Raw genomic sequence first — 18096 nt, forward strand, 5'->3', positions numbered from 1 at the left:
AACCGCCGGAATGACAGCACCCTTGTCGAGATCATCGCCGGGCAGGGGCGCACCGGGGGTGCGGCCGCCACGAACGCGAGCGACCACCCGCCCACCCGGCCGCGCCGCCGCCCCGGACCGCGAGGAGCCTCGCGCCCGGCAGGCACGGCCCGGGAACAGCCCCGGTCTCGCCGTCGCTGCAATCGGCGGTGACCACGCACACGCGGGACGGCCGACAGCGCTGCGATGAGGGCCGCCGACCTTTCCTCGTCGCCGCCATCCACCCCACACCCCACCGGCCCGCCACCCGGCTGGGAACCGCGAGCGGGGAACCAGCTCAGCCGCTTCCTCCTCGCCCATCGGAACACGCGGAAGGCCCGCAGGCGGGTGGGCCTGCGGGCCTTTCAGGTCGCTGAACCGACTGAACCGACCGGGTCAGGGTCCAGAGGATGCCGAACAAGGAAGCCGGACCAAGAAGGCCCAGGCCGGGGGAAGAAGGGTCAGGCCCCCTCTTCCTCCTTCTCCTCCTCGGGGACCGCGTCGATCCCGGCCTCCGCCCGCTGGGCGGGGGTGATCGGGGTGGGCGCGCCGGTCAGCGGGTCGCCGCCGGAGGCCGTCTTCGGGAACGCGATCACCTCGCGGATGGTGTCCTGGCCCGCCAGCAGGGTCAGGATCCGGTCCCACCCGAAGGCGATGCCGCCGTGCGGCGGGGCGCCGTACTTCAGCGCCTCCAGCAGGAACCCGAACTTGGACTCGGCCTCCTCGGCGCCGATGCCCAGCACCGCGAACACCCGCTCCTGCACGTCGGTGCGGTGGATACGGATGGACCCGCCGCCGATCTCCGACCCGTTGCAGACCATGTCGTAGGCGTAGGCCAGGGCGTTGGCCGGGTCCTTGTCGAACTCCTCGGCCCACTCGGGCTTGGGACCGGTGAAGGGGTGGTGCACCGAGGTCCAGCCGCCCTCGCCGTCCTCCTCGAACATGGGCGCGTCCACCACCCACAGGAACGACCAGAGCGACTCGTCGATCAGCCCCTTGCGGCGGCCGATCTCCAGCCGGGCCGCGCCCAGCAGCTCCTGGGAGGCGCGGCGCTCGCCCGCGGCGAAGAACACCGCGTCGCCCGGAACGGCCCCCACCTTGGCGGCCAGGCCCACACGCTCCTCGTCCGACAGGTTCTTGGCCACCGGCCCGGCGAGCGTGCCGTCCTCCTGCACGAGCACGTAGGCCAGCCCCTTGGCGCCGCGCGCCTTGGCCCAGTCCTGCCAGCCGTCGAGCTCCTTGCGCGTCTGCGCCGCCCCGCCCGGCATGACCACCGCGCCCACGTACGGCGCCTGGAACACCCGGAAGGTCGTCTGCGCGAAGTGCTCGGTCAGCTCGGTCAGCTCCTGGCCGAAGCGCAGGTCCGGCTTGTCGGACCCGTAGCGCGCCATCGCCTCGGCGTAGGGCATCCGCGGCAGCGGGAGCGGGATCTCGTAGCCGAGCACCTCGCTCCACAGCCGGGCGACGAGCTTCTCGCCGACCGCGATGACGTCCTCCTGGTCGACGAAGCTCATCTCCAGGTCGATCTGGGTGAACTCCGGCTGCCGGTCGGCGCGGAAGTCCTCGTCGCGGAAGCAGCGCGCGATCTGGTAGTACCGCTCCATCCCGCCGACCATCAGCAGCTGCTTGAACAGCTGCGGCGACTGCGGAAGCGCGTACCAGTGGCCCGGCTGCAGCCGTACCGGCACCAGGAAGTCGCGGGCGCCCTCCGGGGTGGACCGGGTCAGGTAGGGCGTCTCCACGTTGACGAAGTCCAGCTCGCGCATCACCTCGTGCACGATGTAGGACGCCTGCGAGCGGGTCCGCAGCGCGGCGGCGGGCTCCGGGCGGCGCATGTCGAGGTAGCGGTAGCGCAGCCGCGCCTCCTCGGAGACCTCCTGCGACCCGTCCAGGGGGAAGGGCAGCGGGGCCGAGGCGCTGAGCACCTCGATGGCGTCGGCGACGACCTCGACGCCGCCGGTGGGGATCTCCGGGTTCTCGTTGCCCTCGGGACGCACCCGGACCGCGCCGGTGACCTTCACGCAGTACTCCGAGCGCAGGTCGTGGGCGAGGTCGTCCTCGCGGACCACGACCTGCACGACGCCGGAGGCCTCGCGCAGGTCGAAGAAGACGACGCCGCCGTGGTCGCGGCGCCGGGCCACCCAGCCGGCGAGGACGACGGTCTCACCGGCGTCCGATGCGCGCAGGGCACCGGCGGAAGCGTTGCGGATCAACGGGGTACTCCTTGGACTCGTGCTTGTCGGTGGCGGCCCGACCGGCACCGGCCTCGGGGGGACCGGCCGCCGGGGCGCGGTGCCCCCGGGAGCGGTGCCGGGCGGAAAGGGGCCCCTCCCATCATGCCCGACGCCCGCCCCGGCCGTGGCCCGGTCGCGGCGCCCGGAGCCGGGGGCACCGGGGCGCGCGCCGCGCAGGTCGGACGGGGTGCGGCGGGACGCCGGACGTCAGGGGCGTGCAGGGGCGTGATCGGGGCGTGCTCGCGGAACGGCGCGCTCAGCGCGCCGGGATATCGCGCAGGAACGGATTGGCCGCGCGCTCGCGCCCGACCGTGGTGCGCGGGCCGTGGCCGGGCAGCACCCCGGTCGCGTCGGGGCGGCTCAGGCACACCCGCTCCAGGCTGTGCAGGATCTCGCCGTGGTCCCCGCCGGGGAAGTCGGTGCGGCCGATCGACCCGGCGAACAGCAGGTCCCCGGTGAGCAGCGTCTCCGGCCCGCCGTCCTCGCCGCCGCCCAGCACGAAGACGACCGACCCCGGGGTGTGGCCGGGGGCGTGCTCGACGCCGATCTCCATTCCGGCCAGGTTCAGCGGCGTGCCGTCGAGCTCGCGCAGGTCCTGCGGTTCGGCGGGCTCGGCGCCGCCGAGCAGCCCGGACAGCTGGGACGCCAGGACGGGGTCCAGCCCGCGGGCGGGGTCGGTGAGCAGGGCGCGGTCGGCCGGGTGCACGTAGGCGGGCACCCCGAACCGGTCGGCGGTCTCGGCGGCCGACCACACGTGGTCGAAGTGGCCGTGGGTGAGCAGCACGGCCTCCGGGGTGAGGCGGTGCTCGGCCAGCACCCGGTCCAGGTCGGCGGCGGCGCTCTGCCCGGGGTCGACGACCACGCACCCGGCCCCCGGGGCCTGGGCGGCCACGTAGCAGTTCGCGGCGAGCGGGCCGGCGGGGAAGGCGTCGATGAGCACGGCGGGCGGCGACCTCGTTTCCTGGGTCCGTGGGCGGGCGCTCCGGTCGGCGGCGGGCCGGTGCGGCCGGAGGGGTCCAGCCTACCGAGGGGGCCGGTGCCCGGGCGAACCGGTTTCGGCCGCCGCCTCCCCCTCGCCCCGACCGGTACGGTGCCCGCTGCGTTCGCCTTCATCACCATTCGGTCACCCCCGCCTCCCCCGCCCTTTGCCGATCGCCCCACGGGTGCCATATTGGTCCACGTCGTTCCGGGTACCGCGGGCCCCCCGCGGAGGCCGCCCCCACCGCGTCGGTAACCGGCACGGCGTAGGGATATCGTGCATAGTCACAGCGGTCAGTGACCGCCGCGACGACCGCGCCCGGCCCGGCGGCCGGGCCCATCAAAGCTGGAGGACACGGTGACCACGGACCCCTGGGGCCGCGTAGACGACGACGGCACGGTCTACGTGCGCACGAGCGAGGGCGAGCGTGTCGTCGGGTCGTGGCAGGCCGGCGCGCCCGAGGAGGCCCTGGCCTTCTTCCGGCGCAAGTACGACGCCCTGGTGACCGAGGTCGAACTGCTGGAGAAGCGGCTGAGCACCACCGACCTGTCCGCCGGGCAGGCCCTGTCCAGCATCGACAAGCTGCGCACCGCCGTGCGCGATGCCGCCGCCGTCGGCGACCTGGACGCCCTCATGCGCCGCCTGGACGCGCTGACCGAGCGCGCCGAGCAGCGCAAGGTCGAGCAGAAGCAGGCCCAGGAGCAGGCGCGCACCGAGGCCCGGGACATCAAGGAGCGGATCGTCGCCGAGGCCGAGCGGGTGGCCGAGGAGACCACGCACTGGAAGTCCGGTGGCGAGCGGATGCGCCAGCTGATCGACGAGTGGAAGGCGGCCCCCCGCGCCGACCGCGGCACCGAGCAGGCCCTGTGGAAGCGCATGTCGGCGGCGCGCAACGCCTTCTCCAAGCGGCGCAAGGCCTACTTCGCCGGGCTCGACCAGCAGCGCGAGCAGGTGCGCGAGGTCAAGGAGGAGATCGTCGCCGAGGCCGAGGCGCTGTCCGGCTCCACCGAGTGGGGCCCCACCTCCGGCCGCTACCGCGAGCTGATGCAGCGCTGGAAGGCCAGCGGACGTGCGGACCGCGCCAGCGAGGACCGGCTGTGGGCGCGCTTCAAGGCCGCCCAGGACACCTTCTTCCAGGCGCGCAACGCCGTGTTCGCCGAGCGCGACGCCGAGCTGCGGGTCAACGCCGAGGCCAAGGAGAAGATCCTGGAGGAGGCCAAGGCCGAGCTGCCCGGCATCGCCGACCCGCGCGAGGCCCGCGCCCGCCTGCGGGAGTACCAGGAGGCCTGGGAGGAGGCCGGTCCGCTGCCGCGCGACTCCCGGGACCGCCTGGAGGGCGCCTTCCGCAAGATCGAGGAGGAGGTGCGCCGCGCCGAGGACAAGGAGTGGCGCCGCACCAACCCCGAGGCGCGGGCGCGCGCCCAGGCCACGGTCGACCAGCTTCGCGGGTCGCTGGAGGAGCTGCAGGGGCGGCTGGACAAGGCCCGCGCCGCCGGTGACGACCGCCGGGTCCGCGAGGCCGAGGAGGCCATGCAGGCCCGCCGCTCGTGGCTGGAGGAGGCCGAGAAGGCGCTGGACGAGATGAGCTGAGGGGCGCAGACCACCCCCTGGGCGATGATCTCGACGGAAGTGCTGCCATTCCGACGGTTTTGACAGCACCCTTGTCGAGATCATCGCCGCGTTGGTGCGCACCGCGCCGACGGCCGCCACGAGCGCGGGCGACCACGCACCCCGGCCACCCGCCGTCCGGCCAGGGCCCTGAAGCGGAGTACCTGCCCAGCCGCCCGCTCTCACGCCAAGAACGCAAGACTTGAGGCAGCGGCTTTAGCGTCGTCTTCCCCGAGATCATCGGAGGCCGGGCGGGGTGTGGCCTGCGTAGCCGTCAGGTCTTGGCGACCGTGAGCAGTACTGCCGCGTCCTCGAGGGCCTCCAGCGCGTGGACGGCGTCGGGCACGATGAGGGCGTCGCCGGTGCGGGCGTCCCAGTGGTCGTCCCCGGCCTTCATGCGGACGCGGCCGCGCAGCACCAGCACGGTGGCCTCGCCCGGGTTGGGGTGCTCGGCGAGGGAGGACCCGGCGGTCAGGGCGATCAGGGTCTGCCGGAGGGTGCGCTCGTGCCCGCCGACGACGGTCTCGGCGCTGCGCCCCGCCGACGAGCCCGCCGCGCGCTCCAGCAGGCGGGAGGCCAGGGCGTCCAGAGAGATCTTGTGCATGAGGGCAGTCTCGCAAGAGGCGGCCCCCCATAGGAGGCGGCGCGCGCCCCACACCGTTGATCTCGGGGAAAACGACGCTACAAGCGCGGTTTTAGGGTCGTTTTTCCCGAGATCAACGCGGGGAAGGCGGCTCAGTTCTTCAGGCGGTAGACGTCGTAGACGCCGTCCACACCGCGGACCGCCTTGAGGACGTGGCCCAGGTGGGTCGGGTCGGCCATCTCGAAGGTGAACCGGCTCAGCGCCACCCGGTCCCGGCCGGTCTGCACCGTCGCCGACAGGATGTTGACGTGCTGGTCGGACAGGACCCGGGTGATGTCGGACAGCAGCCGCGCCCGGTCCAGCGCCTCCACCTGCAGGGCGACCAGGAACATGGCGTCGTCGCCGGGCTGCCACTCCACGGTGACCATCCGCTCGGGGTCGAGCGCGCGGGTGTTCACACAGTCGCTTCGGTGGACCGACACCCCGTTGCCGCGGGTCACGAACCCGACGATGGAGTCCCCCGGCACCGGGGTGCAGCAGCGCGAGAGCCGCACCCACACGTCCGGGTCGCCCTCGACCACGACGCCCGACCCCCCGGCGGGGCGCCCGCGCCGCGGCTTGGCGCGGGTGGGCAGCGCCGACTCGGCGATGTCCTCCTCGGCGCTCTCGATCCCGCCGAGCGAGGCGACCAGCTTCTGCACCACGTTCTGGGCGCCCAGGTGCCCTTCGCCCACCGCGGCGTAGAGCGCGTCCACGTCGTTGTAGCGCAGGTCCCGCGCCAGGGCGATGAGCGCCTCGCCGCTGAAGAGCCGCTTGATCGGCAGCTCCTGCTTGCGCATCACCTTGGCGATGGCGTCCTTGCCCTGCTCGATCGCGGCCTCGCGGCGCTCCTTGGTGAACCACTGGCGGATCTTGTTGCGGGCCCGGGCGCTCTTGACGAAGGTCAGCCAGTCCCGGCTGGGCCCGGCGTCGGGCGACTTGGAGGTGAGCACCTCAACCGTCTCGCCGTTGTGCAGCTCGCTCTCCAGCGAGACCAGGCGCCCGTTGACGCGGGCGCCGACGGTGCGGTGGCCGACCTCGGTGTGCACGGCGTAGGCGAAGTCCACCGCGGTGGCGCCCTGCGGCAGCGAGATGACGTCGCCCTGCGGGGTGAAGACGAACACCTCCTGCACCGACAGGTCGAACCGCAGCGACTCCAGGAACTCGCCGGGGTCCTTGGTCTCCTGCTGCCAGTCGATGAGCTGGCGCAGCCAGGCCATGTCCCCGGCGCCCTTGGAGCGGCCCTCCTTGCCGGAGACCCGGTCCTCCTTGTACTTCCAGTGCGCGGCGATGCCGTACTCGGCGCGGCGGTGCATCGCCCGGGTGCGGATCTGCAGCTCGACCGGGTTGCCCGAGGGCCCGATGACCGTGGTGTGCAGCGACTGGTACATGTTGAACTTCGGCATCGCGATGTAGTCCTTGAACCGGCCGGGGACCGGGTTCCACCGCGCGTGGATGGTGCCGAGGGCGGCGTAGCAGTCGCGCACGCTGTCGACGAGCACCCGCACCGCGACGAGGTCGTAGATCTCGTCGAAGCCGCAGTTGCGGGCGATCATCTTCTGGTAGATCGAGTAGTAGTGCTTGGGGCGGCCGCGCACGGTCGCCTTGATCCGCGCCTCGCGCAGGTCGGCCGAGACGGCCTCGATGACGTCCTGCAGGTACAGGTCGCGGCGGGGCGCGCGCTCGGAGACCAGCCGGGCGATCTCGTCGAAGCGCTTGGGGTACATGGTCGCGAACGCCAGGTCCTCCAGCTCCCACTTGATCGTGTTCATGCCCAGGCGGTGGGCGAGCGGGGCGTAGATCTCCAGCGTCTCGCGGGCCTTCTTCTCCCGCTTGTGCTGCGGCAGGTAGCGCAGCGTGCGCATGTTGTGCAGCCGGTCGCACAGCTTGATGACCAGCACCTTGATGTCGCGGGCCATGGCCACGACCATCTTGCGCACCGTCTCGGCCTCGGTGGCCTCGCCGTACTTGACCTTGTCCAGCTTGGTGACGCCGTCGACCAGTTCGGCGATCTCGTCGCCGAAGTCGGAGCGCAGCTGGTCCAGGGTGTAGGGGGTGTCCTCGACCGTGTCGTGCAGCAGCGCGGCGGCCAGGGTGGGCTCCTGCATGCCCAGCTCGGCCAGGATGGTGGCCACGGCCAGCGGGTGGGTGATGTAGGGGTCGCCGCTCTTGCGCTTCTGGTCCCGGTGGTAGTGCGCGGCCACGTCGTAGGCGCGCTCGATCAGCCGGACGTCGACCTTGGGATGGGTCGCGCGGACGGTCTTGATCAGTGGTTCGAGTACCGGGTTCATGGTCACACCCCGCTGTGCGCCGAGGCGCGCGAGTCTGCGGCGTACGCGCACGCCTGAGGACGGGTGGGGACGGTCCGCGGCGGGAGGATCGGCCCCCTCGGGACCGCCCGCCGCGGTTTCGGACGCGCCCGGGGGCGCACCGGCCCCGGTGGCGGCGCCGTGCCCGCCTTTCGCGGGCGGCGCATGGTCGGCGGAGCCCGCCTCCGGGGCGCCCGGGGCGCCCGCGCCGGCGGGCGGTGGACACTCCTCCCCCGGTGCGCGGCCGGCCTGCGGATCCAGGACGGGGGAGACTGCCGCGGTGCGCTCCGGCACGGCCTCGGTCGGCGTGGTGGCCTCGCCTCGCATGGGCATCCCTCCCGCGGCTCCTCCGGCGGGCGCCGCGGGGGCGGGGGATCGCTCCGCCCCTGCGACGGCCCACCGGGACGTCTTGGTCGTGAACGTTCGGCTCACCGGTACCAACGCGCCGTCGCAGTCGATGTATGCCCGCAAGTGTAGTGCCCGTCCCCGCGTTCCCCCGCAGGTCGGGCCGGGCGGGTCAGGCCTCGGTGAGCGCGTGCACCCCGACCCCGGTGAGCCGGTCGCGGCCCGTGAGGAAGCCCAGCTCCATCAGGACCGAGAATCCCACGACGGTACCACCCGCCCGGCGGACCAGCTCCACCGCGGCCCTTCCGGTGCCGCCGGTGGCCAGCACGTCGTCGACGATGAGCACACGGCTGCCGGGCGCGAACGCGTCGACGTGCATCTCGACGGTCGCGGTGCCGTACTCCAGATCATAGGACTCGCGGTAGGTCTTGGCGGGCAGTTTCCCGGCTTTGCGCACCGGGACGAAGCCCGCCCCCAGCTCCAGGGCGACCGGGGCGGCCAGGATGAAGCCGCGCGCCTCCAGCCCGGCCACGGCGTCGACCCTCCCGGCGAAGGGCGCGGCCATCGCCTCGGCCACGGCCTTGAGCGAGGCGGGGTCGGCGAGCAGCGGGGTGATGTCCTTGAACACCACGCCCGGCTCGGGGAAGTCGGGCACGTCGCGGATCCCGGCCTCGATGAGGCGCTGGAGGTCGGCGGGGGCGTCGGGCATGGGGGTTCCTCGGTGTCCTTCCGGCGCGCGTCCGCCGGGGCGCGGTCCCACTCGGTGGGCCCACACCCCGGCGGCCGGGCGCGTCCTACTTGCTGCCGTCGTTCTTGTCGTCCCCGTCGTTCCCGGAGTCCTTGCCCGGGAAGTCGGGGCGGTCCTCGACCGGCGTGTCGTCGTCGGCGGCGCCCGGCTCCGGGACGACGTCGGCGATGCCCGCCTTGAGGATGCGGATGCGCGATCCGGGGGAGATCTCCAGCTCCACCTCGCTGTCGCGCACCTCGACCACGGTGCCGTAGAAGCCGGCCTGGGTCAGCACCTCCTGGCCGGGGCTCAGGCGGCTCTGCATGTCCATCTGCTGCTTGCGCCGCCGCTGCTGGGGGCGGATGATCAGCAGGTAGAAGACGAGGACCAGCAGCCCGATCATGAGGATCGACTGCAGGGTCCCCCCGCCGACCGCGGCCTCGACCGGCTGCGCGAGATTCGTAGTGCCCTGCACGGGGCGTCCTTTCCTGGCGTACTTTCTCCGCGGCGCCGCCGCCGGATCCGGGGCCTGCCCGGCGGCTCGGCGGCGCGCGAGCGCATGGTCGCGCTGCGGTGGAACGAACGGGCTGGTCCCCGCGTTCCCGGCCACTCTATCCGGCGGCCCCGTCCGGGGGCGTCATGCCCATGTGCTCCCAGGCCTCGGGGGTGGCGACGCGGCCGCGCGGGGTGCGGGCCACGAACCCGGCGCGGACCAGGAACGGCTCGGCGACGACCTCGACGGTCTCGGGCTCCTCCCCCACCGACACCGCCAGCGTGGACAGCCCGACCGGGCCGCCGCGGAAGCGGCGCAGCAGCGCGTCCAGCACCGCCCGGTCCAGCCGGTCCAGCCCCAGCTCGTCCACCTCGTACAGGCTCAGCGCGGCGCGGGCGGTGGCCCGGTCCAGGGTGCCGTCGCCGCGCACCTCGGCGTAGTCGCGCACGCGGCGCAGCAGCCGGTTGGCGATGCGGGGGGTGCCGCGGGAGCGGCGGGCGATCTCCCGGGCGGCGTCGGGGGCCAGGTCGGCGCCGAGCAGCCCGGCCGAGCGGCGCACGATGGTCTCCAGGTCCTCGGGCCGGTAGAAGTCGACGTGCGCGGTGAAGCCGAAGCGGTCGCGCAGCGGGGCGGGCAGCAGCCCGGCCCGGGTGGTGGCGCCGACCAGCGTGAACGGGGCGATGTCCAGCGGGATGGCGGTGGCGCCGGGCCCCTTGCCCACGACCACGTCGACCCGGAAGTCCTCCATGGCGACGTAGAGCATCTCCTCGGCGGGGCGGGCCATGCGGTGGATCTCGTCCAGGAAGAGGACCTCCCCCTCCTGCAGCGTCGACAGCACCGCGGCCAGGTCGCCGGAGCGCTCGATGGCCGGGCCGGAGGTGATGCGCAGCGGGGCGCCCAGCTCGTTGGCGATGATCATGGCCAGGGTGGTCTTGCCCAGGCCGGGGCCGCCGGACATCAGGACGTGGTCGGGGGCGCGGCCGCGGCTCTGCGCGCCGCGCAGCACCAGGGACAGCTGTTCGCGCACGCGGTCCTGGCCGACGAAGTCCTCCAGCATGCGGGGGCGCAGGGCGCCGTCGAGGGCGCGGTCGTCGGCGCCGGCCTCGGGGGAGACGACGCCGCGCTCGTAGAGGTCGGGCTCGTTGTCGCTCATCGCGGTCTCGCTCACGGGGTCAGGCGCGGCTCAGCCCGCGCAGGGCGGCGCGCAGCAGGTCGGCCACGTCGGGGGTGTCCTCGGCCCGGGGGGCGACGGCGTCGGCGGCGGCCTCGGCGTCCTTGGCCGACCAGCCCAGGTTGACCAGCCCGGCGACGACCTGGGGGCGCCAGTGGGCGGCCGCCGGGGCCGCCGCCGCGGCGCCGGTGCCGGTTCCGGGGTCGGCGCCGAGGGGGTCGCCGAGCTTGTCGCGCAGCTCCAGGACGATGCGCTGGGCGCCCTTCTTGCCGATGCCGGGCACGGCGGTCAGGGCGGCGGTGTCCTCGGTGGCCACGGCCTTGCGCAGGGCCTCGGGGGTGTGCACGGCGAGCATGGCCAGCGCCAGCCGGGGGCCGACCCCCGAGGCGGTCTGCAGGCGCTCGAACACGTCGCGCTCGTCGGCGTCGGCGAAGCCGTACAGGGTCAGCGAGTCCTCCCGCACGACCAGGGCGGTGGACACGGTGGCCTCCTCGCCCACGCGCAGGGTGGACAGGGTGGCGGGGGTGCACTGCAGCTGCATGCCGACCCCGCCGACCTCGATGACGGCGGATCCGGCCTGGCGGGCGGCGACCCGGCCGGTGAGGAACGCGATCACGGTGCGGTGCCCTTCCTGGGTACGGGTGCGGGGACGCGGGCGGCGGCCGGCGCCGGGGCGCGCGTGCGGGCGGCGGCCCGGGCGCGGGCCAGCTGCTCCTGGGCGCCGCCGCGCCAGATGTGGCACAGGCACAGCGCGACCGCGTCGGCGGCGTCGGCGGGGCGCGGTGGGCCGCTCAGCCGCAGGATGCGGGCGACCATGGCGCCGATCTGGGCCTTGTCGGCGCGGCCGCTGCCGGTGACGGCGGCCTTGACCTCGCTGGGGGTGTGCAGGGCGACGGGCAGGCCGCGGCGGGCGGCGCAGACCATGGCCACCGCACTGGCCTGGGCGGTGCCCATGACGGTGCTGAGGTTGTGCTGGGCGAAGACCCGCTCGACGGCGACGGCGTCGGGGGCGTGCTCGTCCAGCCACTCCTCCATGCCTCGTTCCACGGCCAGGAGCCGTTCGGGCAGGTCGTCCTCGGACGGGGTGCGGATCACCCCGGCCGCGGCGAGGACGGGCGGGCGCCCGGGCGCACCGTCGACCACGCCCACCCCGCACCTGGTCAGTCCGGGGTCGATCCCCAGTACCCGCACCGGCTCCCCCTTCTCGAACGCCCGTTCGCAGGGTACCGACCCTATACGACACCGGCCCCGCCGCCGGTGCGGGCGGCGGGGCCGGCGGCGTGGCGTGTCCCCGTTCCGGTCCCGGGGCGCGGACGGCCGGTCCCCGCGCCTCCCCTCCGCCGGAGGGGCGCCGTGCGATCGTCGCACACGGGGCGGGACGGCGCCCGCCGGCGCAGGAGGCCGGGGAGGGCGCCCGCCGGGGCCTCAGCCGATCTTCTCCATGACCTCGTCGGGGATGTCGGCGTTGGTGTAGACGTTCTGCACGTCGTCGGAGTCCTCAAGGGCCTCGACGACCCGCAGCACCTTCTTGGCGTCCTCCTCGCCGAGGGGGACCTCCATGCTGGGCAGGAAGGAGGACTCGGCGGACTCGTAGTCCACGCCGGCCTCCTGCAGGGCGGTGCGCACCGCGACCAGGTCGGTCGGCTCGGAGACGACCTCCCAGCTCTCCCCCAGGTCGTTGATGTCCTCGGCGCCGGCCTCCAGCGCGGCCATGGTGACGTCGTCCTCGGAGGCGCCCTCCTTGGGGACGATCACCACGCCCTTGCGGGTGAACAGGTAGGAGACCGACCCGGCGTCGCCCATGGAGCCGCCGTTGCGGGTGACCGCCACGCGCACCTCGGAGGTGGCGCGGTTGCGGTTGTCGGTGAGGCACTCCACCAGCAGGGCGACGCCGCCGGGGGCGTAGCCCTCGTACATCACGGTCTGCCACTCGGCGCCGCCGGCCTCCTCGCCGGAGCCGCGCTTGCGGGCGCGCTCGATGTTGTCCAGCGGGACCGAGTTCTTCTTCGCCTTCTGGATGGCGTCGTAGAGCGTGGGGTTGCCGTCGGGGTCGCCCCCGCCGGTACGCGCGGCCACCTCGACGTTCTTGACGAGCTTGGCGAACAGCTTGCCGCGCTTGGCGTCGATCGCCGCCTTCTTGTGCTTGGTGGTGGCCCACTTGGAGTGGCCGCTCATGCCGTTCCTTTCACGATGTCGACGAAGAGTCGGTGGATACGCGCGTCCCCGGTGAGCTCGGGATGGAATGAGGTGGCCAGCAGGCTCCCCTGTCGTACCGCGACGATCCTACCGGCCGCCCCGCCCTCGCCGGTCTGGCCGAGCACTCGCACGTCGGGGCCGGTCGACTCGACCCAGGGGGCGCGGATGAACACCGCGTCGACCGGCCCTCCCTCCAGCCCTTCGATGTCGACGGCGCCCTCGAACGACTCGGTCTGCCGCCCGAAGGCGTTGCGCCGCACGGTCATGTCGATGCCGCCCACGGTCTCCTGGCCCTGCGCACCGTCGATGATGCGGTCGGCCAGCAGGATCATCCCCGCGCAGGTGCCGTAGGCGGGCATGCCCGCCCGGATCCGTTTGCGCATCGGCTCCAGCAGCCCGTACCGGGCGGCGAGCTTGCCCATGGTGGTCGACTCGCCGCCGGGCAGGACCAGTCCGTCGACCTGGTCGAGCTGGCCCGGGTCGGTGACGGGCACGGCGGTGGCGCCGATCCCGCGCAGCACGCGCAGGTGCTCCTCGGTGTCGCCCTGCAGGGCGAGCACTCCGATGACGGGCGGTGCGGGCATGGACAACGCGGGCGACCTCGCAGACGGACGTGTTCGGACGGGGCGGCGGGCGGCTCTCGGGACGCGCTACCAGCCGCGGCCGGCGTAACGCTGGGAGTCCTCCAGATCATCCAGGTTGATGCCGACCATGGCCTCGCCCAGGCCCCGGGAGACCTTGGCGATCACGGAGGGGTCATCGTAGTGCAGGGTGGCCTGGACGATGGCGTCGGCCCGCTTGGCGGGGTCGCCGGACTTGAAGATGCCCGAGCCGACGAAGACGCTCTCGGCGCCGAGCTGGCGCATCAGGGCGGCGTCGGCGGGGGTGGCCACACCGCCGGCGGAGAACAGCGGGACCGGGAGCTTGCCCAGCTCGGCGACCTCCTTGACGACGTCGTAGGGGGCGCGCATCTCCTTGGCGGCGCCGAACAGCTCGGCCTCGTCCAGGGTGCCCAGGCGCTTGATCTCGCCGCGGATGGAGCGCATGTGGCGGGTGGCCTCGACGACGTTGCCGGTGCCGGCCTCGCCCTTGGAGCGGATCATGGCCGCGCCCTCGGCGATGCGGCGCAGGGCCTCGCCGATGTTGGTGGCGCCGCACACGAAGGGCACGGTGAAGGCCCACTTGTCGATGTGGTGGGCCTCGTCGGCGGGGGTGAGCACCTCGGACTCGTCGATGAAGTCCACCCCGAGCGACTGGAGGACCTGGGCCTCGACGAAGTGGCCGATGCGGGCCTTGGCCATCACGGGGATGGAGACGGAGGAGACGATGCCGTCGATCATGTCCGGGTCGGACATGCGGGCCACGCCGCCCTGCTTGCGGATGTCGGCCGGCACGCGCTCCAGGGCCATGACCGCGACGGCGCCGGCGTCCTCGGCGATCTTGGCCTGCTCGGGCGTGACCACGTCCATGATCACGCCGTTCTTGAGCTGCTCTGCCATTCCGCGCTTCACGCGGGTGGTACCGACCGTCTTGTCGTTCTCAGCGGTGTTGGCCACGGTGGCGGACTCCATGTTCTGCGGGCGCCCGCGATGTGCGCGGGAGCGCGGAGGATGCGTCTGTCGGGTGTCGGGGCGCGAGGGGCGCCGCCGACGTGTCCTGCGGCCCATGGTAGTTCACCCACCTGAGCTCTTTCGGGACATACCGGCACGTTCTCCCCCGTGCTTTTGACAGTCTGTCACCCTAGCGGGGGCGTGCGCGGCGGCGGCCGAGCGCCCCGGCCGGCCGCGCCGGATGGGCCCCGCGGACCGCTCCCCCGACCCGGCTCAGAGCGCCCCGAAGGAGCCCGGGATCCGCGGCGGCTCGTCGTCCATCTCGAAGAACCCGGGCAGCGGTGCGCCCCCGGCCAGGCGCAGCACCCGCACCAGGCGGCGGGCGCGGGCCTGGCGGGTGTGGGCGACCGCGTCGTTGTGGAAGCGCCGGGCCAGCAGCACCCGCTTGGCGGCGGCCTCGACCTCCCGCAGCGCCCCCTGCCCGTCCGGGCAGTCGGCCAGGCCCGGCTCCTCCAGCACCGCGCGCACGGTGCGGGACAGGTCGCTCTCGGCCAGCTCGCGGTCGGCGCCCGCGCCGTCCGCGGACCCGGCGCGTCGGGCCGCGGCGGCGGCGTCGGCCAGCAGCACCGCCGAGGCCGGTTCGACCCACGGCCCGGCGGAGAACTCCTGCACCGCGGCGGCGCGCCTGCTCAGCGCCGCGTCGAGCGCCGCCCACGCGGTCTCCACCCGGGTGTGCAGCCGGTCCAGGCGGGTCGCACGCCAGGAGACGTAGAACGAGACCAGCACCAGGACCAGGACCAGCGCGGCCGCCCATGCCGCCCACACGGCCACGGCCTATCCCCCCGCCCCGCCGTCGGCGGCCACCGCCGGGGCGCCGGACGGCAGCACCGTCTCGTAGACCCGCACGACGTCGGCGGCGACCGTGCGCCAGTCGAAGGCGCGCACCGCCTCGCGGGCCGCCGCGGACAGGTCGGCGCGGCGCCCGGGGCGGTCCAGCAGCTCGGCCGCGCCCGCGGCCAGCGCCGCCGGGTCGCCGACGGCGAACAGCTCTCCGGCCGCGCCGCCGCCCAGGACGCTGCGGAACGCCGGGATGTCGCTGGCCAGCACCGGTGCCCCGGCCGACATCGCCTCGGTGAGGACGATGCCGAAGCTCTCCCCACCCAGGTTGGGGGCGCAGAACACGTCGACCGAGCGGTAGGCGCGGGCCTTGTCGGCCTCGCTCACCCGGCCCAGCGCCACCAGCCGCCCGCGCAGGTCCTCGGGCAGGGCGGCACGGGCCTCGTCAGCGTCACCGGGTCCGGCGACCAGCAGGCGCAGCCCCGGGCGCTCGCGCCCCAGCCAGGTGAAGGCCTCCAGCAGCACCCGCAGGCCCTTGCGGGGCTCGTCCAGGCGGCCCAGGAACCCGATCGCGCCGCCCTCACCGGGCCATCCGGGCAGCGGTTCGGCGGAGGAGAAGCGGTGCACCGCCACCCCGTTGGGGATGAGCACCGCGTCCCCGCCCAGGTGTTCGACCAGGGTGCGGCGGGCCGCCTCGGACACGGCGATGCGGCCGCTGATCTTCTCCAGCGCCGTGCGCAGCGCCGGGGCGGAGGCCGACATGGCGCGCGAGCGCGGGTTGGAGGTGTGGAAGGTCGCAACGATCGGCCCCTCGGCGGCCCAGCAGGCCAGCAGGGACAGGCTGGGCGCGGCCGGCTCGTGGACGTGCAGCACGTCGAAGCCGCCCTCGCGGATCCAGCGGCGCACCCGGGCCGCGGCGCGCACGCCGAACGCCAGCCGCGCCACCGAGCCGTTGTAGGGCACCGGGACGGCGCGCCCGGCGGGCACCACGTGCGGCGGGAGCGCCGCATCGGCGGCCTCGTCGCAGGGGGCCAGGACCGACACCTGGTGGCCCAGCCCGATGAGCGCCTCGGCGAGGTCGCCCACGTGCTGCTGCACGCCCCCGGGCACGTCCCAGGTGTAGGGGCAGACCAGCCCCACCCTCATCGCCGATCACCGCCTCCGGCCGCCGTCCCCGGTCGCAGGGGGTTCCACGTTCGCGTCCCCGCCGGACCCGCGCCAGGGTCCTGCGGCCCGCATGGCGCTGACGGGCCGCGCGGACGGGCCGCGCCGGTCCCGGGCGCGCCGACCGCGCACCGGCCGGTGGAGGGCCGGATCCCCTGGGGGTCGGCGCGGGTTCCGCCGACATGCGCACCCTATCGAACGCCGCTCCGGCCGCCCGGCGACGCGCCCGGCACGGCCGGGCCCAGCGCGTCGGGGCCCGGCGGCGGGCCGTCCAGGTCGGCGGTGAACACGCGCTGCAGCATGTGCCAGTCCTCGGGGTGGTCCGCGATGGCGCCCTCGAAGACCCCGGCCATCCGCTGGGTCATGGCCGCGACGCGGGCGCGGCGGTCGGGCAGGTCGGGCACGGGGACCTCGTCGTGCACCCGGATGCGCCACTCGGCGCCCTCGTACCAGAGGGAGACCGGCATGAGGGCGGCGCCGGTGCGCTCGGCCAGGGCCGCGGGGCCGGCGGGCATGCGGGCGTCCTCGCCGAAGAACCGCACGCCGATGCCGCCCTCGGTCAGGTCCCGGTCGGCCAGCAGGCACACCAGGCCGCCGGAGCGCAGCCGGCGCGCCAGCGTGCCGGTGACCGCGCCGTTGCCCTGGCCCGGCTCCAGCGGGAGGACCTCCATTCCCAGGCCGGTGCGCACGGCGGTGAAGCGCTCGAACACGCTCTCGGGGCGCAGCCGCTCGGCGACCGTGGTCAGCGGCGTGCCGCGCATGGCGATCCACGCCCCGGCGTGGTCCCAGTTGCCCATGTGCGGGAGGGCGGCGACCACCCCCCGCCCGGCCGCCAGGTGCGCCTCCAGCACGTCCACGCCCTCGGAGCGGGTGCGGCCCAGCACGGTGGCGGCGTCCATGGCCGGGAGGCGGAACATCTCGTAGTAGTAGCGCATATAGGAGCGCATCCCGGCGCGGGACAGGGCGCGCAGCTGGGCGGCGGTCGCCCCGGGACCGGCGACCCGGCGCAGGTTGGCCTCCAGCCGGGACACCCCGGGGCCGCGGGCCCGCCACGCCCGGTCGGCCATCGCCCGGAAGGCGGCGCGGCCGGGGGCCTCGGGCAGCTCGCGGACGAGCCGCCATCCCGCGGCGTAGGCCGCCGCGGCGGTGCGGTCGCCCATGGTCAGCCCTGCCCGCCGGCGCCGCCCGCGGGCTGCCGGTCCCCGGCACCGGCCGAGCCGCCGGGCTCGGTGAGCCGCGCCCGCGTCTCGATCAGCCGCTGGGCGACGGTGACCGTGTTGAGGAGCGCCAGCAGCCACAGGCCCCCGGCGAGCACGTAGGGCACGCCCAGCCCGGCCAGGCCCGTGGCGGTCAGCGCGATGATCAGGCGCTCGCTGCGCTCGGCGACCCCCACGTCGCAGTTGACGCCCAGCCCCTCGGCGCGGGCCTTGATGTAGGAGACCGCGAAGCCGGTGGCCATGCAGTACAGGGACAGCCCGCCGAGCAGCGTGTCGCCGCCGCCGGTGTAGAACCACACGGCCAGGCCGCACAGCACGGCGGCGTCGGTGAGCCGGTCGAGGGTGGAGTCGAGGAAGGCGCCCCAGCGGCTCTCCCGGCCGGACGCGCGCGCCACGGCGCCGTCGAGCATGTCGAACAGGACGAAGACGGTGACCACGACCGCGCCGATGTACAGCTCCCCCAGGGGCAGCAGGCCCAGGGCCGCGGCCACCGCGCCGAAGGTGCCCACGAGGGTGACCACGTTGGCGCTGATGCCGATACGGACAAGGGCGCGCCCGAGGGGAAGCGTCATCCGGGCGATCACGGGACGCAGGAATCTCAGCATGACTTCTCACGATCGTAGGGA

The 18096-nt window shown here is 74.4% G+C and carries 17 protein-coding genes; 1 reads left to right on the forward strand and 16 read right to left on the reverse strand.

Going from position 1 to position 18096, the window contains the following annotated elements; all coding sequences use genetic code 11:
- Window positions 1-479: 479 nt before the first annotated feature.
- Both aspS and O4J56_RS24045 read right to left on the reverse strand, forming a co-directional pair.
- Window positions 480-2231 (reverse strand): aspartate--tRNA ligase, encoded by a 1752-nt coding sequence (aspS, locus tag O4J56_RS24040; RefSeq protein WP_270688869.1) that lies wholly within the window; start codon window positions 2229-2231, stop codon window positions 480-482.
- A gap of 277 nt (window positions 2232-2508) precedes the next feature.
- A complete protein-coding gene (locus O4J56_RS24045) occupies window positions 2509-3192 on the reverse strand; it encodes an MBL fold metallo-hydrolase (protein WP_270688871.1) in 684 nt (227 codons plus the stop codon).
- A gap of 396 nt (window positions 3193-3588) precedes the next feature.
- On the opposite strand from O4J56_RS24045, the gene O4J56_RS24050 reads away from it, so the two are divergent.
- Window positions 3589-4821, forward strand: coding sequence for a DUF349 domain-containing protein (locus O4J56_RS24050; protein ID WP_270688872.1), 1233 nt, complete (start codon window positions 3589-3591; stop codon window positions 4819-4821).
- 292 nt (window positions 4822-5113) lie between these two features.
- Here the strand turns inward: O4J56_RS24050 and O4J56_RS24055 are convergent, their stop codons facing one another.
- The 14 genes from O4J56_RS24055 to pgsA all read right to left on the reverse strand — a co-directional run bounded on the left by O4J56_RS24055 (window position 5114) and on the right by pgsA (window position 18075).
- A complete protein-coding gene (locus O4J56_RS24055; protein ID WP_270688874.1) occupies window positions 5114-5443 on the reverse strand; it encodes a cupin domain-containing protein in 330 nt (109 codons plus the stop codon).
- 131 nt (window positions 5444-5574) lie between these two features.
- The gene (locus tag O4J56_RS24060) at window positions 5575-8103 is read right to left on the reverse strand and encodes a RelA/SpoT family protein (RefSeq protein WP_408639166.1); all 2529 of its coding nucleotides are present in this window, start codon (window positions 8101-8103) and stop codon (window positions 5575-5577) included.
- Window positions 8104-8287: 184 nt separating this feature from the next.
- Entirely contained in the window at window positions 8288-8824 is a 537-nt protein-coding gene (locus O4J56_RS24065; RefSeq protein ID WP_270688878.1) for an adenine phosphoribosyltransferase, read from the reverse strand.
- A gap of 85 nt (window positions 8825-8909) precedes the next feature.
- A complete protein-coding gene (yajC, locus tag O4J56_RS24070) occupies window positions 8910-9317 on the reverse strand; it encodes a preprotein translocase subunit YajC (RefSeq protein WP_270688880.1) in 408 nt (135 codons plus the stop codon).
- A gap of 136 nt (window positions 9318-9453) precedes the next feature.
- On the reverse strand, window positions 9454-10488 hold the full coding sequence (gene ruvB / locus O4J56_RS24075) for a Holliday junction branch migration DNA helicase RuvB (protein ID WP_270688912.1): 1035 nt from the start codon (window positions 10486-10488) through the stop codon (window positions 9454-9456).
- Window positions 10489-10507: 19 nt separating this feature from the next.
- Window positions 10508-11122: a Holliday junction branch migration protein RuvA gene (ruvA, locus tag O4J56_RS24080; protein WP_270688882.1), complete on the reverse strand. Its 615-nt coding sequence runs from the start codon at window positions 11120-11122 to the stop codon at window positions 10508-10510.
- A complete protein-coding gene (gene ruvC / locus O4J56_RS24085; protein WP_270688884.1) occupies window positions 11119-11697 on the reverse strand; it encodes a crossover junction endodeoxyribonuclease RuvC in 579 nt (192 codons plus the stop codon). Before ruvC ends, ruvA begins: the two co-directional genes overlap by 4 nt.
- A gap of 234 nt (window positions 11698-11931) precedes the next feature.
- Window positions 11932-12681 (reverse strand): YebC/PmpR family DNA-binding transcriptional regulator, encoded by a 750-nt coding sequence (locus O4J56_RS24090; RefSeq protein ID WP_270688886.1) that lies wholly within the window; start codon window positions 12679-12681, stop codon window positions 11932-11934.
- Window positions 12678-13286, reverse strand: coding sequence for a pyridoxal 5'-phosphate synthase glutaminase subunit PdxT (pdxT, locus tag O4J56_RS24095; protein ID WP_270688888.1), 609 nt, complete (start codon window positions 13284-13286; stop codon window positions 12678-12680). The genes O4J56_RS24090 and pdxT overlap by 4 nt, the downstream gene beginning before the upstream one ends.
- 66 nt (window positions 13287-13352) lie before the next feature.
- Window positions 13353-14273, reverse strand: coding sequence for a pyridoxal 5'-phosphate synthase lyase subunit PdxS (gene pdxS, locus O4J56_RS24100; RefSeq protein WP_270688890.1), 921 nt, complete (start codon window positions 14271-14273; stop codon window positions 13353-13355).
- Window positions 14274-14525: 252 nt separating this feature from the next.
- Window positions 14526-15083: a hypothetical protein gene (locus O4J56_RS24105; RefSeq protein ID WP_270688892.1), complete on the reverse strand. Its 558-nt coding sequence runs from the start codon at window positions 15081-15083 to the stop codon at window positions 14526-14528.
- Window positions 15084-15086: 3 nt separating this feature from the next.
- Window positions 15087-16235: a glycosyltransferase family 4 protein gene (locus O4J56_RS24110; protein WP_270688893.1), complete on the reverse strand. Its 1149-nt coding sequence runs from the start codon at window positions 16233-16235 to the stop codon at window positions 15087-15089.
- Window positions 16236-16444: 209 nt separating this feature from the next.
- Window positions 16445-17413 (reverse strand): phosphatidylinositol mannoside acyltransferase, encoded by a 969-nt coding sequence (locus O4J56_RS24115; RefSeq protein ID WP_270688895.1) that lies wholly within the window; start codon window positions 17411-17413, stop codon window positions 16445-16447.
- Window positions 17414-17415: 2 nt separating this feature from the next.
- Window positions 17416-18075 (reverse strand): phosphatidylinositol phosphate synthase, encoded by a 660-nt coding sequence (gene pgsA / locus O4J56_RS24120; RefSeq protein WP_270688898.1) that lies wholly within the window; start codon window positions 18073-18075, stop codon window positions 17416-17418.
- Window positions 18076-18096 lie beyond the last annotated feature (21 nt).

This window comes from Nocardiopsis endophytica (genome assembly GCF_027706725.1).
In the GTDB taxonomy this organism is placed as follows: domain Bacteria; phylum Actinomycetota; class Actinomycetes; order Streptosporangiales; family Streptosporangiaceae; genus Nocardiopsis_A; species Nocardiopsis_A endophytica.